We start from the raw sequence: 16,365 nt of genomic DNA on the forward strand, positions 1-16,365 counted from the left end.
AAATCATTTTCATTTACAACCCACTGTTTTTTTTATAATCTTTTTTTATGGACTTTTTATTTCTTGCCGTTGCGTTTCTGATTCCTGTGGTGCTTGGATTTTTGATTTTTCTCTTGATGGTTCGCTATGAAAAAAAAACACGGCGCGTGCAAACCAGCTTTTCAACCTCTTCAATTGTTTTGGGCGCGGGAATCCTCTCCTCTGTTACGGCATTTTTGATTCGTGTGGCGGCAATGCAGATTCCTTTTTATCCGTCGAACAAACTTGTTTCAATTTTCGTGATTTCGATTTTTGCAAAAAGCTTGCCCGCGATTCTCGTCAAACTGATTATTTTTATGCTTGTTCCTTCCAAAAATAGAAGTTTTGGCCAGTTTTTCAACTGGATAATTCTGATAAGCCTTCCCTTCGCATCTTTTGATTTTGCCTGGTGGATTTTGCACAAGGATTTTTTTCAGGCTTTTATGACTTGCTTTATGCAAGGATTCAGCACGATTCTGACAGGATATTTTATTTGGTCTTTAAAACGTTATTCAAAGCATTTTTTTCCGCTGATTTATGCATTTATCCTGCAGGGAATTTTTTATTTTTTTATAAGTTTTGCTTTTCCGTTCAAATATATTTCGATTGCGGCGGTCCTTTTCGCAATGGTTGAGTCAAGATTATGGTTCGTCATTTTAAATGAAGAATATGAAAAAAGAATCGATAAAATTCTTTTTAATTTTTCAAATTCTAATTGACAAAAAAAATATTTCGGGGTATATTACTATCACATCACGACGCTGGGTAGAGCAGTTGGCAGCTCGTCGGGCTCATAACCCGGAGGCCGTAGGTTCGAGTCCTACCCCAGCTATAGTTAGTCCACTCAAGGCGAGTGGATTTTTTATTTTTAAAGTAAAAACTTACTTTCTAACAGCCGTTGCGGGCACTTTTCCCTTATAACTAGAAACTTTCTTCCATAAATTGAAAAACTCCTGGTTGAAAATAATTTGCTTTTTTCAAGGCGCTAAATAGTTTATATTAAAGTTGAAAAAATATTGATTCAGTCTTAAAATAAATGTTATACGATTAATAACAAAAAAATGGGGAGACATTCTATGAAAAAGACTGGATTTTTTGACAAAACTTTAACGCGGCAACTTTCTTTTTGTATTGGTGGCACTTTGTTTTGTCTCCTTTTGATATTAGGACTGTTTCTTTCTCTTCGGGTGAATAAATCTTATAATTCAATCAGCAATGATTATCTTACGCAGACCGCACGTTTTTATACATCAAGCACTGAGCAGATTCTGAACGAGGAATTTACGATTTGTGCGACTCTCGCCGACGTTTGTGACAAAATTTCGGAGATTCCTGAAGAGAATCGGCGTTCGTATTTGAACGAGATTCTTAAAGAAACTTTGCGCACTAATCCGAATTTGGTTGATGCGTGGACGGTTTGGGAGCCGAATGCCCTGGACGGGCTTGATGCTGAATATGCGAATACGGAATTCCATGACGAGACGGGACGTTTTATTCCTTACTGGACGCAGGTTGACTCAAAAATTGACTGTGTAGCTCTTACGGACTACGAGAACGGCAGCTGGTATGTTGACCCACTAAAAAGTTCAAAAGGAATTCTTATTGACCCGAACCTTTACGAGGTTGGCGGAAATATGATTTGGGTTTGTGGCGTTGCTTTCCCTGTCCGGGATAACGACGGAAATCCTGTCGGTGTTGTTGGAATTGATATGTCGCTGGAAAAACTTTCAGCGCTCTTAAAAGATGTAAAAATTTATGATTCTGGATATCTTTCGCTTATTTCGAACACAGGACTCACCGCGGTGGATGCGGACGTTTCTATAGAAGGAAAAATTTATCCGCATTTTGAGTCAGCAGAGTTCGGAACATATTTTAAAAAGTCCAGGGAAGAACGTTCTATAAACGGTTATGTGACTTCTGACAAGACTCTTCACGTTATTGTTCCTTTAAAAGTTGGCAATGCCGATGAAGTTTGGTATTTGAGTTTGAACGTTCCGACTTCAGAGGTTCAGCGGGAATCAAAAATCATTTTGGGAGTTGTTATAGCTGGTTTTGCGGTCACGCTTATTTTGCTCTGTACACTTTCATATTTGTTCATCTCGTTTGTTTCGAAGGCTCTCAAAAAAGGCGTTTCGGCTTTGGAGAACATTGCCCACGGTGACGGCGATCTTACTGTGCGAATCGATGTGGGAAAGGACAACGAGCTTGGCAAAATGTACAATTTCTTTAACGAAACGATGGAAAAACTCCAGAGTTCAATTTCGAAGGTTAAGGATGAATCCGAGCAGATGCAGCGTTCTGGAGACGTTCTTGCCGACAACATGAACGACACTGCGGCGGCTGCGAACGAAATTACAGCAAATATTGAGAGCGTTAGCCGAGAGGTTAAGCAGCAGGCTGCTAACGTGCGGAGTGCAGACAAATCTGTTCAGCAGATTGATTCGAATGTAAAGAATCTTATCAGCAGCATTGAGGCTCAAAGTTCTTGTGTTGTTGAGTCTTCTTCTGCAATTGAGCAGATGGTTGCGAACATTCGTTCTGTAACGAATATCCTAAAATCAAATACGGCGACAATCGAGGAACTCGAAAAATCTTCTGAAGACGGAAAAACGAGCATTGCGACTTCTGTTGAGGCGACCGAAAAAATCCGTGAACAGTCAAAGACGCTTTTGGAGGCTTCAAAAATCATTCAGAACATTGCTAGCCAGACGAACCTTCTTGCCATGAATGCGGCAATTGAGGCTGCCCACGCGGGCGAGGCCGGCAAGGGATTCAGCGTTGTTGCGGACGAAATTCGAAAGCTTGCCGAGGATTCAAACAAACAGGGTAAAACGATTACGTCAAATCTTGTTGGCGTTCTTGAAAGCATTGAGTCTGTCGCAAGATATTCGCTCGGCTTGCAGACAAAATTCAACGAGATTTACGGTCTTACGCAAAAAGTCTCTCAGCAGGAGCTTACGATTATGCACGCCATGCAGGAACAGTCCGAGGGCGGCGGTCAGGTTCTTGAGGCAATCAAAGAAATCAACGATATTACTGTGAGTGTTAAGAACGGCGGAAAAGAAATGGAGAATGCCGCAAACTCTGTAACGGCCGAGATGGAAACTCTCATCCGCCTTACCGACGAAATCAGTTCGAGCATGGAGGAGATGGCTCTTGGAATTGAGAGCATCAACAACAGCATCAACGAGGTTAACGATTTGACTCACAAGAATACCGACAGCATTGACAGCCTCAATGCGATTGTAAGCACGTTCAAAGTTTGAGAAATCCGGTGGTTGAGCGTGGTCGAAACCACCTTCAGCAATGACAAAATATCAACTTTCAATCGTAAAAATCTGGTGCGTTCGCTTCGGTGTTATCAATTTGCAAATGTAAAAAATTGTCTGCACTACCGTAAAAAACGTTTTTGTTCACGCGGTGCAAGGTGCAAGGAAAATTATTGACGCCGCAAAGCGGCTCACCTTGCAAACGTTCACAAAAGCCGTTTTTTTACTCTCGTTCCGACAATTTTTTGTCAACTTTCCTGTACTGAGGAATCTCTGGGGGATTGCTAATGAGCCAATATGGAATGTCTCATCTGGTGAACCGAAATCTTTTTTAGCACGGTGTTGTATGATTGTCATACAGCATAATGTATGTGGGCGAGGCTGTCTGCTGTATTGCTCCAAATGTCAGGAATTTTAGGAAAAGTCATGCTGAAATCGACTGTTTTCGTTGTGGTGGTTGAGCATAGTCGAAACCACCTTCAGCAATGACAAAATATCAACTTTCAATCGTAAAAATCTGGTGCGTTCGCTTCGCTTTTAATCAGTTTTGCATGGCAAAACTGAATGTTGGGTTCAAGTTTTTAGAGGATTCATGATACATCAATTTTTTTTAGTGCTATAATGGATTTATGAAAAAAATATTATCTACTTTGGCATTATTGCTTGTAACCGCATCGGTTTTTGCACAGAAAATCGGTGTGCTGAATGGTCCTTCTGGAATTCCTTGCGCTTATCTCATGGAAAATTCCAAGAAATACGAATTTGAAACTTTTGCTTCCGCTCAGGCTGAGCTTCCAAAACTTATAAAAGGCGAGATTGATATTGGCTTTCTTCCGCCAAATGCGGCTGCTAAGGTTTTTAACTCCAGCAAAGGCGCACTTCTTGCACTGGGAATCGCGGGAAACGGAAATCTCTTTGTAATCTCTAAAGATGAGTCTGTAAAATCTCTTTCTGATTTGGCTGGAAAGACGGTTGCCTGTGCGGGGCAGGGTGCGACTCCCGAATACATGATGAACTTTCTTTTCGCAAAAAATGGTGTGACTGGCGTGACTCTTGATTTTTCGACACCAAATCCGAATATTGCGGCTGCCGTAATCGAGGGAAAATTTGATTATGCCGTTGTGCCGGAGCCTTTTGCCACGGTTGCCGAAAAAAAATCTGCTGACGTAAAGCGTGTCCTGAACATTCAGGAAGAATTTGCAAAAATCGAGGGCGGGGACTTTCCGATGACGCTTCTCGTGGTGAACGCAAATTATGCAAAAAAGCACAAGAAACATATTAAGAATTTTTTGAAGGATTTTGAAAAGGCGAGCGAGTGGACCGTAAAAAATCCGCTTGAGGCCGGAAAGTTGGTTGAGGCTCATAATCTTGGGCTAAAAGCCCCGATTGCTTCGGCAGCAATTCCGAATGCCGCTTACACATGGAAGAACGCAAAAAATGGCAAAGCCGACATTGAAAAGCTTTTAAAAATCTTTATGGACTTTGCTCCAGAATCTGTTGGCGGTAAGCTCCCTGCTGAAGAATTCTACTGGTAGCGCATTGTACCTGCTTTCGGTAATTTTACTATTTTTGATTTGGGGCGTCTCTGCAAAAATTGTGGACGCTCCGCTCGTTCTCCCCAAAATTGGCGACGTGCTAGAAAGCCTTGTGACTTTGTTTTTGACGCTTTCTTTTTGGCAGAATGTACTTGCGACTCTTGCCCGTGTTTTTGTTGCATTTGCCTTTGTTGTTTTGGCGGGGCTTTGTCTCGGTTTTTTGTGCGGGCGATTTAAGTTTGTAAAAAAAATTCTTGCCTTTCCGATTGCTTTTTTGCGTGCGACGCCTGTCGTGGCTCTGATTCTTGTTCTGATTTTTGCATTTTCATCGTCGGCGGTGCCGGTTAGCGTGGCGATTTTAATGGCTCTTCCGGTTATGATTTCTGCTGTTTCTGAATCCTTTAATTTTACTGACGGCGAGCAAAAACTTTTTGAGATGGCTCGAATCTTTAATTTTACGCGTGGACAAAAACTGAAATATATTTTTCTTCCGAAATTTTTGCCTTTTTTAAAAAGCGGCATTTTGTCTTCGTTCGGCATGATTTGGAAGGTTGTTGCGGCGGGCGAAGTATTGAGTTTGCCTAAAAACGCGCTCGGAACTTTGCTTTCAACGGCGCAAGTTCATCTTGAAAGCGCGCAGGTGAGCGCGATAGCGATTTTTATTGTGTTTTTGAGTTTTTTGTTCGAGCTTTTGCTCCGCAAGCTGAATTTTTTATGGCTGGCAGATTTTTTAAGCCCGATTTGCGTGCTGGTAAACCATATTTTTAAGGCGGGGGAACAAGAAAAATTTGAACAAGGTGCGCAGAAAAAAAAATCAGCTCAAAATGAAGCGGAGTCCGCAGGAATTTTTATAAAAAATCTTACGCTGAGGGCAGGGGATAAAGAAATCATCAAAAATCTTTCGCTTGAAATTCCGTGTGACAAAGTTACGGCTTTAATTGCGCCCAGCGGGTTTGGAAAAACGACTTTTTTTGAATTATCTTTCGGCGAATTTTAGTGGCGTTTCGTTTGGTTTTCAGGAGCCGAGGCTTTTGGAGAATCTTTCGGCGGAAAAAAACGTTTCTTTGCCACTCGAAAATCTTTTTGACGCTGAGGAGGCTCTTCGCCGGGCGGATTATTTTTTGGATTCTCTGGGACTTTTTGAAAAACGGGCGATGAACGTTGAAAAACTGAGCGGCGGTGAAAGACAGCGTGTTGCGATTGCGAGGGCGTTTGCCTTTCCGTCAAAAATCTTGCTTTTGGACGAAAGTTTTAACGCTGTTGATTACAAGCTCAAACTTAGGATTATGGATTTTTTGCGTGGCGAGCTTGAAAAAAATCCGCGCACCGTGGTTTTTGTGACTCACGACGAACGTGACGCAAAATATTTTTGCCAGAATATTATTGAGCTTGGCGAATAAATTTTGGCGAATAAATTTTTTGTAAAGCAGTTGAATTAAAAAATCGAATTTTGATATACTCGATAAATTAAATTTTTCAAATTTTATTGATTCATGGAGAAGAAAATGGCATTTTATTTTTCAGAGCCGTCTCACACTTTTGGTGAGTATCTGTTGGTTCCTGGCTATTCGAGCGAGAATTGTATTCCTGATAACGTAAGTCTTCGTACTCCAATCGTTCGTTACAACAAAAAGGCTGGGGAAGAGTCTCCGCTTTACATGAACATTCCGATGGTTTCGGCTGTAATGCAGGCGGTTTCTGATGATAAATTGGCTATTGCCCTTGCAAAAGAAGGCGGAATTTCATTCATTTACGGAAGCCAGTCGATTGAAGATCAGGCTGCAATGGTTGCCCGCGTAAAGTCTTACAAAGCGGGATACGTTACTTCTGATTCCAACGTTCGTCCAGACCAGACTTTGGAAGAAGTTATTGAACTTAGCGAGCGCACTGGACATTCAACTTGTGCTGTTACAGAAGACGGTTCTGCTCACGGAAAACTTGTGGGAATTATTACTTCGAAGGATTTTAGAATTTCACACTGCAAGCCTAACTCAAAGGTGTCTGAATACATGACTCCTTTAAGCGCACTTGCCCTTGGACACGAGGGAATTACTCTCAGCGAGGCGAACGAGATTATTTGGGACAAAAAAGTTAATCAGCTCCCGGTTGTTGATAAAAACGGAAATTTGGTTTCTTTGATTTTTAGAAAAGACTATTCTACCCACGAGTCGAACCCAAAAGAGCTTTTGGATTCTAAAAAGAGATTCGTTGTTGGAGCCGGAATCAACACCCGCGACTACATGGAACGTGTTCCGGCCCTTCTTGAGGCTGGTGCGGATATTTTTGTTCTCGATTCTTCGGAAGGTTATTCTTACTGGCAGGCAAAAGCTCTCAAAGACATTCACGAAAAATGGCCGAACGCAAAGGTTGGTGCCGGAAACGTTGTTGATGAGGAAGGATTCAACTTCCTTGCTGACGCTGGTGCGGACTTTGTAAAAATCGGAATCGGCGGCGGTTCAATCTGTATTACACGCGAGCAGAAAGGTATTGGCCGCGGACAGGCTACTGCGACAATCGAGGTTGGCAAAGCCCGCGATGAATACTACAAGAAAACTGGAATCTACGTTCCGATTTGTTCAGACGGCGGTATCGTTCACGACTATCACGTTACGCTCGCTCTCGCAATGGGCGCAGACTTTGTAATGCTCGGACGCTACTTTGCACGATTTGAGGAATCTCCTTCTAACAAGCTCGTTGTAAACGGAAATTACGTTAAGGAATACTGGGGCGAAGGCTCTAACCGCGCTCGAAACTGGCAGCGTTACGACCTTGGCGGAAAAAAATCTATGGCTTTTGAGGAAGGCGTTGATTCTTACGTTCCTTATGCTGGCCACTTGCACGACGGTGTTGGAATGACTCTTAAAAAGGTTGTTCACACAATGTGTAACTGTGGTGCGCTGACTATTCCAGAATTGCAGGAAAAAGCAAAAATCACTTTGGTTTCGGCAACAACAATCAGCGAGGGTTCTGCTCACGACGTTGTTGTAAAGAACACTTCAGTGCAGTCATAGAAACGCTGGCAAGTTGGCTTTGCAAAACTGAAGTCAGCTTGTGTGTTTCTCGACAATTTTATTGCCCGCGTCGCAGCGGGCAATTCTTGTTTTATGGCTAGTGCATTGAATATTAACTAACTGTCATTCAATTTATAAAATCTGTCATTCCGAATTTATTTCGGAATCTCCGCTTCGACTTCGCTCAGCAACCAAGATGCTGAAACGAGTTCCGCATGACACGGCTTTTCATGTCAATTCATTTTTATTCGTAATTTTAATTTTTGGTTATGACAGCGGCATAAGTATGAGTGCTAGTAAAGTCACTGCTGAATGCAACACAGGTTATTTGACAACTTTCGTTTTCCGGAAGTTCTTCATATAAGATAGTGAAAGTTGTGCCTGTGGCCGAGTTTCCGTTGTATGACCAAATGTATTGCACCATTTCGGTGTCAGAGGCGGTAAAGATTATTCCTGTCTCTGTGTACGAATATTCTACAGAAAGTGAGTTTGTCTTTACGTCTACACTAGCTCCTGTTGGTGTCCATTGTGCGTAAAGCGTTTTTTCGCTTGTTGTTGAGAATTCTGCTCCGTCCGAATAGGAAGTGCCTGAGCCGTCGGCGGCTGTGTTCCATCCTGCAAAGATATGGCCAGATTTTGTAAAGGCGCTGTTTTCGTTTGCAAGGTCGCTTATTAGAGGCAGGTTTTGTGCTTGTCCCCAGCGGAATTCGCGTTCAATACTTTCTGAGTTTGATTGAAAATGTACCGTGAGTGGAATCCAATCCCATTGCGCTGTAAGCGTTGCGTCTTCGTTCGGGTAATTGCCTTCATCTAATGTGGCTTCGTCACCGTACCAGCATTGGCGGTTTCCGTCGGAACTTGTCCATTGCCAGCTACTGAACTGCTTTCCTTCCTCAGAAATTGTGAACGTGCATTTTGGCAGCTGGTCGCCGACGGTTACGTTTTCGAGTGCGTCCATTGTGCCGGAACCTTCGCCTGGGTCAAAAGTGATTTTGATTTTGTCTTTTAGCCACAATGCATAAAGTCGAATCGTTTCTTCGTCGGTTGTCGTCAGATTGAAAATTTCTGCTCCGTTTCGCAAATCTGGAACTGTCGAATTCGTATTTTGGTTTCTGAGCCAGCCGTTAAAAATGTAGCCGTTGCGGGTGAATGGATTTGCTTCGAGAGTGCCTGCCGTGTCGTAGGTGAAAGGGTACGGTTCCGTCTCGGGGTAATTAATATCGTCTTTTGTGAAATAGCCGCCGTTTCCGTCGAGGATAATGTAATAGGTAATCGGATTCCATTCGTTAACGTAAAAAGTTGCCGGGGCCGAGGTTACGAGAATTTTTTGAATGACGTTTGATTCATTCTCTCCGTCATCTGTGGTGTAAGAGATATTTTCTGGTAAATCCGTGCTTAGTGTGAGCGGATTGTTGTAGAAAAGCCATCCGTTGATTTTGTAGCCCTCTTTTAGCTTCGCGAATTTAGAGTTTTTTGTGGAAGGCAAAGTGTCTTTTGTGAGCGTTTCGCCAATTTCGTAGCTTTGAGAAACGCTTGCAGTCTCGCTGTTTTCATCAGGATTTTCTGCGTAAAAAGTGTATATGGTCGAAAAAACGTCTTCCAAATCGTCTTTTAAGCCGTCTCCGCACGAGGTGAGCGTTAGGGCAAAACTCGCTGCAAGCAGGGCAAGGGAGATTTTTAAGACAGTCGAGAATGTGCGAAAAGTTTTTCTTTCATTTTTCATAAAAATCCTCCTTTTAAAATCTGAATCCTGCACAAATGAATGGTTGTACGAATCCCATTTGCGAACTTCCGCCAAAAACGTGGGTAAAGTTTACGCCTGCCTCAAAAACAAGAAATTTCCACGGCGTAAAAAATACTGAACTTTCGGCGGTGACTAGCGGATAGCAATAAGTCTTGTCGTCCGGGGAAGGTCTGTCCGAAACGGAGTGATATTTCATCTGCCGCTTCATAACGTCCAAGCCAAGACCGCCTTTTGCCGCGAAGAACATTTTGCTGTACAGTTTGCGATGCCACACGAATTTTAAGTCAAACGTCGAAAAAATGAATTTTGAGCTTAGTAAGTCTGTGTCATTGTTTAGTTCCGCTCCAAAATTGCAGGCAATCTCAAGACCGTACTTGTTCGAGTCGTTTTTTATCGGCAAAAAGGCAACCTTAAAATGCGGAGAGAAGGTCGAAGTTTTGTCGAAATAGTCTTTTAGTGTTGAATCATAAAGATTATTTTCAAAAATCAGTCCCGCCTCAAAAATAACGTCCTTCCATTTGTACGGGTGAGCTTTTTTCCATTCTTCGCGCTCGCGTTTTTTTGCAGCTTTTTCTTCGGCAATGCGACGTTTTTCTTCTTCGAGACGTGCCTTTTCCGCCGCTTTCTGCTCGGCTTTTAGTCGTTCTTCTTCCGCTATTCGGGCAAGCTCCGCGTCTCGGCGTTCCTGCTCCAGGCGGGCAGCTTCCTCTTCTTTTTGAATTCGCTCGCGTTCAGCCTGGGCGGCTTCATCGCGTTCCTTTTCGATTTTGTCTGCGAGCGCGATTTTTTCCTCGTTCGCTTTTATGTATTCATCATAGGTCGCTTTTGCCTCGTTTCGACCGTTTTCTTTTTCTTCTTCGCGGATTTTTAAAACTTCTTCTTGGGTGTAAAGTTTTTTGCCTTCAATTACGATTTCGTCCGAAATGGTTGAAAGCCCGCTGGCATTCGTTATTTTGAGTCGCCATTTTCCTGGCGGAACGTCCTTAAAATCAAGATGAGTAACTGCTTGTGTTTCTGAGTCGCTTAAAGGCATTTTTATTTTGTCTTCCGAAGAAATTTTTCCTGTAAGAGAATCGCTCACAAGTTCGAATTTTGAATTCTGATTAACGTCGGTTATGTCCACGTTCAGCGAAACGGTGTTGTCTTCCGCCTGAATCTGAACGTTTTTTTCGAGTGAGTTGATTTTTGGCGTGCTGGCTTTGTAAATTTCAAATTCTGTCCACGGGCTAAGGCTCGTTTGCTTGCCCAAAAAATCGTATGCGTAAACGCGGTAGCGATATTTTCCGTGGGTGAGCGAAAGATTTTCAGAAGTCTCTTCGGTTTTTATGAACTGAAGTTTGCCTGTCGTAAGGTTTTCGATTTCAACTTTGTATTCCAGCGCATTTGCATTGCTCTTCCACTCGATTTTTTGTTCGAAGGTTTGTTCTGCCGCCGTGAGCGCAGTTTTTGTGCAGAGTGCAAAAAAAGCAAAAATGAGAAAAAATTTTGTATGGCTGGAAGAAAAATTTTTGATTTTAATTTCCATACATTATCTCCGGTTGAACGCCTTCTACGTTTGTTGGGGAATCAAAGTCGATTTTAAATACGTGCGACGAAGCTGGGCCTGACTGTTCCAAATATCCGTCTTTTGCGTAAGAGAATGGCGTTACGGTCCATTCAAATGTGCCTAGCTCAAAAATCGACAGATCTTTTATGAGCACGGAAGTTCCTTTGGTGTTTTTTACAGTGTGAACGGCTTTTCCGCGTTTGCCGGCTGTTTTCTTGTAGAGCGTAAAGTTGTATGCCGTCGCGCCGGAAACTTCCTGCCAGTTGAATTCAATTACGCGGTGACTCTTTAAATACGCACCGTCCATTATAAAATCCTGAGCCGGGGCGTCGAGGACAGGGGCGTGCAAAGCCGGAATTTCTTCGATTACGAATTTCATTGGCTTTGAGTCGATTGGTATTCCCTTTACGGAGGCAAGGACTTTCCATGTGTAAGAGCCTTTTGTGAGGCGCGAAATTGATGCTGTGTTTTTTGAGGTTTTTATAGATTTTACCACGGTTTCACTTCCGTTTTTGTTCAGTTTTGAAAGCACGAGCGTGTATGTTGAGGCTTGCTCCCGTCCTGGTGCCCACGAGAATACTGTCGGAGAGCGGAGTGCCGAAAGTCCAGGAATAGCCGCGCCGTCTGACGGGGACTGCGGAATGATAATCGAAGGCGCACGCACTGTAAAGTTGACTTGCGTTGCCGCCGAAATTCTTGTTTCGCTTGCGACAGACTGCAAAAGTCCGACATAAGAGCCTTCTTCAAGAACGACGCTCGTGTTCGTTTCTGCAATTCCTGGGAGAGTTTTTACCACTTCGCCAGAATCCTTGCAAATTTTTAGTTTGTAAGATTTTGCTTCCGAAACGCCTGCCCACGAAATCATCAGCGGTTCGCTGTTGTAGCTGACGAGTTCCTGATTTGGGCGAGGCGAAATAAAGTCCGGCGGAGCGATTTCTGCAAGAACGGTGAACATTCTGCTCTGCGAAAAGTCTGATGCCGTTCCGCTTGAATTTCTTACGCCAACTCGCCACCAATAATTTCCTGAAGAAAGGCTAAGGTTGTCGATAACAGAGGCGGAAGAATTTTTTTCGACGACGATGTTCGAGAAATTTGAATTTGAAGAAATCTGCATTACCGAAGTGGTTGAGCTTTCATCGTAGTCGTCCGAGAGTTTCCACATGAACGCAGTTGCAGGCAGTTTTGAGCCATCAACCAAAAAATCTTCCGGCGGATAAACCAGTTTGTTGTCCTGCGGAATGTATCTTGTAACCCTAAATGAGCGGATTTCTGATTCTGGAGTCAAATCTTTTGAGTCTGATGATTTTCTGCGGACTTTCCAGTAATAAGTTCCGTCACGAAGCTCATGCGGGGCAAATTCGTGTGCGTAGCGAGTGTCCGCAATTTCCTTCGAGTAGACAATGTTTGTAAAATCCATGTCGCGGGCAATAAAAAAGTCGTATTTTGCGTTTTTGAGTTCTGATTTCCAGATGAAATTCGTGTTGATATTTTCTTTGTAAACGATTTTTGCGTTTTCTGCCGGAGAAGAAAGTTCTGGTCGGTTCATTTCTTGATTTTTGAGCACTTCAAATTCATAAACGTCACTTTTTCCGGCGTAGCCTAAATTTCCCAGAGAATAATACGGAGACACTTGCCACCAGTAAGTTCCTTCTTGGAGGTTGTCCAAGCTCAAAAAAGTTCCTTTGATTTCTGAATCGTAGACGATTTCGCGCATATTTTTTGCGGTGGAAACGACGAGTCTGTAGCGTTCGGCATGTTCGTTCCCGTTCCAGCGGAAAGTGATTCTTGGAAGATCTTTCCTGTATTTAAAGACGCTTTTTTGTGCAGGGGAGATTCCTTTGGCGTTTGAAATTCCTTCGATTGTCACTTTGCCTTCAATCGGTCTGTTTTTTGAGTTTTCGGTAAAGACTCTCCAAAAGCACGTCCCGTTCGGAAAGTCCACTTCCGCGCTGGAAAGATTTTTTATTTCCTGTACCGAGTTGATTGTAGAAAAATCTCTTGTTGATGAAGTTTGAATCGTAACCGTTTCACCAGCCTTCGAATTCCAGTCAAAACGTACAGGAGTTTTTTCTTTTGTTATATTGAGAAGTTTTAGCGTTTTTGGCGGATAGAGAATTGTGAGCGAATTTCGCTGAATCTCTTTTCCTTTTGCGATGTTTGCGGACTCTCCGTTTTTAAGTTCGGCAACTTCGCCGCTTTCGGTGGTGAGCGTTGCGTTGCCTGATTTTACTTCTACGTTGTGCGTGCCCGTTGTGGCATCGTTTGTGGCCGAAAGTGAACTTCCTGCATCCACGTTGATTAGCGAACCGTCATCAAATTTTACTTCAAGGCCGGAAGTTGCGCTCGTTGAGTCAATCTGAATGTCGCCGCCTGCGATTGCGATTTGAATTCCGCCGTCGGCATTAGTTCCCATCTGAATCATTGTGCTTTCGCTCAGTTCAAGATGAACGGTTCCGTTCAAAAGTTCGAGCGATGCATGTGCCAGTTCCGCGGTTTTGATTGTATCGCCATAATAAAGTTTTGTTTCGTTGGCAATACGTTCCCAAACAACACGGTCGTCAAATTTTCTTTGGACAATGTTTTCTTTGAACGAGATTTTGCCAATTTCATTTTTGTCGGTGCGAATCGTGTAGCGGTTTAAATCCTGCCAGAAAAGATACAAAAAAAATAATGCGACAGAAAGGCAGAACGTTACGACCACAAAATCACGGATTTGCGACTTGAATTTTGTTCTCTTCTGCATCCAAATTTACCTTTTCAAAATCAGGAGTTTCGATTCCGAGCAATTCACGAAGTTCTTTTAAAGTCTTCGGACCTGCCGGACCAACTGCTTTGTCACAGTCTGGGTCTATCGTAAATTCTTCGTCTTCTGACTTGAAGAATGCCTCCACGTCGAAATTCGGCATGTTTACAACACCGTAAAAATGCTGCTTTCCTTTTCCTTTAACTTCAAATTCAACAGGAATTTTTTCGACGATGATTTCATTCAAAACGTTTTGCGGGCGGATAATAAAATTATTTTCCTTGCACCGAATGTAGTCTTTTTTGAGAATGTCGTATGTGTCTTGCGTAATCAGAATGTCCGTTCCGCACGGCTTGTTAGAGGCTTCCGCACGGCTGGCAAAATTTACGGCATCGCCAATCGACGTGAATTCCATTTTGTCGAACGAACCCATAAAGCCAACGGTCGCACGTCCGGAATTTAAGCCGGCTCCAATCCGAATGTGAGGTTTGTATTTTGCCAGCGGGTCGTTTCTGTGCGCCGCTGTGAATGCTTCTGCATCTTTGTTGTATTTCATAAGCGAGTATCTCATTGCGATGCAACAAGTTATGGCACTAAGAGCATCTTCCTTAACGTATTGTGCGTGAGCTTCTTCTTTTAGAATCTTTGTGACGGAATTCTCTTTTAACTTTTCCCAGTCCAATGTTTCGTTTCTAAGAACGCCCCAGGCCGCCATAATCGCGTCGCCTTCAAATTTGTCTACGATTCCGCCGGTTTTGTTGATGCACGTGACCATTCGGCTCATGTAATCGTTCAAAAATCCGATGATTTCTGCCGCGCTGTGCTCTCCGAAGCGTTTTTTAAATCCGTCAGAAATCGCGGTGAATCCTCGAATGTCGCTGAAGAAAATCGTAATGTCTTTTAGGTGCGGATTAAAGTCGATTTTTTTTGTGATTACGGCTTTTGTAACGCCCTTGTTTGTAAGCCTTGAGACTAGATTCAAAATATCGCGTTCATTTTTTGTGCTTCGTTCAAGGATACCGATTTCGTCCCGGCGTTTGTCTTTTAGTCTGTCAAAAAGCTTTGTGTTGAAGTTTCCCTTGTTTACCTCGTTTACGACTTCGGTGAGTTGCCCAAGCGGGAGGCTCAGGGATTTTGCGAAGAAATAAATGATAAGGATTGCAAGCGCGATTACCGCGAACATTATGTAAATGTTTCGGATTGTGATTCGTTTTATACCTTCGAGGACGATTGCAGTTTTTACCACTGTAATGACTCCGCCGTTTCCGAGACCGAGCCGCCTGAACGCGCCAATGTATTCTTCGTCGGTTTCGTCCTTGTAGTTGATTTGCCCGTTGTTTGATTTGCTTGAAAGCATTTCTTTTACGATTTTTGATTCTGACAAATCTGTTGCGGCGTTCATTTTTTCTATGTCGCTGTGAATCAAAGTGATTCCGTCGTTGTTCACGAGGAACGATTGGTTTATGCTGCCAACCGCATAGTTTTCGCTGATTCCTGCAGTTGAGTACAGGAATGCAACGAACGAGTCGTCGTTTTGGGCTGCTGAGCTTGCCGAAGTAGAAACAGAACCTGCCGGGCAAAAAATTGCGATGAGCGGAACGTTAAAGAACGGGCTTGCGTTCAGCATTTCGAACGAGCCTTTTTTTGCTTTTTCGGCGGTTTCGCTTTCTTGCGACATGTAGGCTAGCACGTTTTCTTTAGGAATTTCGTTTGCCGCAATGAAGGTTTCGTTTGCGAACATAAAAGTTTTGTCGTCTTTGGAAAAAAATATTGCAGCAATTTCTCGGTTTCGCTTAAAGAACATAGATTCGATTTTTTGGATTCCGTTTTCGTTCGAAGATTCCGTTGAAATCAGGTCAAGGAACATGTTCACTGACGAAACGGCATTGTTTATGCGGCTTTCTGTGTCTGCGGTCGTGCGTGCGTTCATTGCGAGATTGTTTTCTTCCGCGTTCGAGCGCATGTCTGAAGTTACGAAGTAAGAGACAACGTAGGTTACGCTTCCAACCGCAAGGGCGAGGAGAAAAGAAATGATGATTACAAGTTTTTCGCCAATCGGGTGCCGGATTTTTGTTTCTAGTTCAATCTGCTTTTTTTCTTTCTTTTCGAACTTTTCGTAAAGGCGTATCGCGTCTTTTTCGATTTTTAGGTTTGCTTTTTCGTCCGAAAGGAATTTTGCTATTTCGTCAGACCTTCGTGGCGCGCTTTTAGGTTCTTCAAGAACAAAATCGTTTCCGCTTAAAAGATTCGTGGATTTGTCCAAGACCGGAGCTGAATCTGTAGCTATTTTTGCAGCTGCGTCCGGGATTTTTTGAGAATGTTCGTTATTTGTGTGTTGTGCATTTTGGATTGGCTTTGTAGGACTTGCAGAAATCTTTTGTGCAGCAGTTTTTTGTTCCGTTTGAACAGGTTTTGCACTGTTTTCAGTTTTATTTTTTTGTCCTTGGAGAGAAACGTAATTTCCGTAGCCTAAGTTTTTATTTTCGTTTTCCAAATTTT

At 43.0% G+C, this 16,365-nt stretch carries 10 protein-coding genes and 1 tRNA gene; 7 read left to right on the forward strand and 4 right to left on the reverse strand.

Annotation, left to right across the window (positions count from 1 at the left end; translation table 11 throughout):
- Window positions 1-47: 47 nt before the first annotated feature.
- The 7 genes from JI65_RS05740 to JI65_RS05770 all read left to right on the forward strand — a co-directional run bounded on the left by JI65_RS05740 (window position 48) and on the right by JI65_RS05770 (window position 7,833).
- Window positions 48-737, forward strand: a complete 690-nt coding sequence (locus JI65_RS05740) for a hypothetical protein (RefSeq protein WP_191014430.1) — start codon at window positions 48-50, stop codon at window positions 735-737.
- 40 nt (window positions 738-777) lie between these two features.
- A tRNA-Met gene (locus JI65_RS05745) sits at window positions 778-850 on the forward strand.
- Between the two features lie 244 nt (window positions 851-1,094).
- On the forward strand, window positions 1,095-3,284 hold the full coding sequence (locus JI65_RS05750) for a methyl-accepting chemotaxis protein (protein ID WP_242457173.1): 2,190 nt from the start codon (window positions 1,095-1,097) through the stop codon (window positions 3,282-3,284).
- Window positions 3,285-3,916: 632 nt separating this feature from the next.
- On the forward strand, window positions 3,917-4,822 hold the full coding sequence (locus JI65_RS05755) for an ABC transporter substrate-binding protein (RefSeq protein WP_191014432.1): 906 nt from the start codon (window positions 3,917-3,919) through the stop codon (window positions 4,820-4,822).
- Window positions 4,785-5,819: an ABC transporter permease gene (locus JI65_RS05760; RefSeq protein ID WP_191014433.1), complete on the forward strand. Its 1,035-nt coding sequence runs from the start codon at window positions 4,785-4,787 to the stop codon at window positions 5,817-5,819. The genes JI65_RS05755 and JI65_RS05760 overlap by 38 nt, the downstream gene beginning before the upstream one ends.
- Window positions 5,776-6,222 (forward strand): ATP-binding cassette domain-containing protein, encoded by a 447-nt coding sequence (locus JI65_RS17525; protein ID WP_191014434.1) that lies wholly within the window; start codon window positions 5,776-5,778, stop codon window positions 6,220-6,222. The genes JI65_RS05760 and JI65_RS17525 overlap by 44 nt, the downstream gene beginning before the upstream one ends.
- Window positions 6,223-6,327: 105 nt before the next feature.
- Window positions 6,328-7,833 (forward strand): IMP dehydrogenase, encoded by a 1,506-nt coding sequence (locus tag JI65_RS05770; RefSeq protein WP_191014435.1) that lies wholly within the window; start codon window positions 6,328-6,330, stop codon window positions 7,831-7,833.
- 256 nt (window positions 7,834-8,089) lie between these two features.
- On the opposite strand, the gene JI65_RS05775 is transcribed toward JI65_RS05770, so the two are convergent.
- From JI65_RS05775 to JI65_RS05790, 4 genes are read right to left on the reverse strand one after another with little or no spacing between them, the layout of a single operon-like run.
- Entirely contained in the window at window positions 8,090-9,556 is a 1,467-nt protein-coding gene (locus JI65_RS05775; protein ID WP_191014436.1) for an InlB B-repeat-containing protein, read from the reverse strand.
- A 13-nt stretch (window positions 9,557-9,569) separates the two neighbouring features.
- Window positions 9,570-11,102: a hypothetical protein gene (locus JI65_RS05780; protein ID WP_191014437.1), complete on the reverse strand. Its 1,533-nt coding sequence runs from the start codon at window positions 11,100-11,102 to the stop codon at window positions 9,570-9,572.
- On the reverse strand, window positions 11,092-13,866 hold the full coding sequence (locus JI65_RS05785) for a FecR family protein (protein WP_191014438.1): 2,775 nt from the start codon (window positions 13,864-13,866) through the stop codon (window positions 11,092-11,094). The genes JI65_RS05780 and JI65_RS05785 overlap by 11 nt, the downstream gene beginning before the upstream one ends.
- Complete coding sequence (locus tag JI65_RS05790; RefSeq protein WP_191014439.1) at window positions 13,829-16,360, reverse strand: adenylate/guanylate cyclase domain-containing protein; 2,532 nt, start codon at window positions 16,358-16,360, stop codon at window positions 13,829-13,831. Before JI65_RS05790 ends, JI65_RS05785 begins: the two co-directional genes overlap by 38 nt.
- Window positions 16,361-16,365: the final 5 nt, after the last annotated feature.

It is taken from the genome of Treponema zioleckii (assembly GCF_014737315.1).
GTDB lineage: Bacteria > Spirochaetota > Spirochaetia > Treponematales > Treponemataceae > Treponema_D > Treponema_D zioleckii.

Excerpts from the sequence above, each read along its gene's own strand:
- JI65_RS05780 (WP_191014437.1), bottom strand. The coding sequence starts at position 11,102 with ATGGAAATTAAAATCAAAAATTTTTCTTCCAGCCATACAAAATTTTTT.
- JI65_RS05775 (WP_191014436.1), bottom strand. The coding sequence starts at position 9,556 with ATGAAAAATGAAAGAAAAACTTTTCGCACATTCTCGACTGTCTTAAAA.
- JI65_RS05750 (WP_242457173.1), top strand. The coding sequence starts at position 1,095 with ATGAAAAAGACTGGATTTTTTGACAAAACTTTAACGCGGCAACTTTCT.
- JI65_RS05740 (WP_191014430.1), top strand. The coding sequence starts at position 48 with ATGGACTTTTTATTTCTTGCCGTTGCGTTTCTGATTCCTGTGGTGCTT.
- JI65_RS05785 (WP_191014438.1), bottom strand. The coding sequence starts at position 13,866 with ATGCAGAAGAGAACAAAATTCAAGTCGCAAATCCGTGATTTTGTGGTC.
- JI65_RS05755 (WP_191014432.1), top strand. The coding sequence starts at position 3,917 with ATGAAAAAAATATTATCTACTTTGGCATTATTGCTTGTAACCGCATCG.
- JI65_RS05770 (WP_191014435.1), top strand. The coding sequence starts at position 6,328 with ATGGCATTTTATTTTTCAGAGCCGTCTCACACTTTTGGTGAGTATCTG.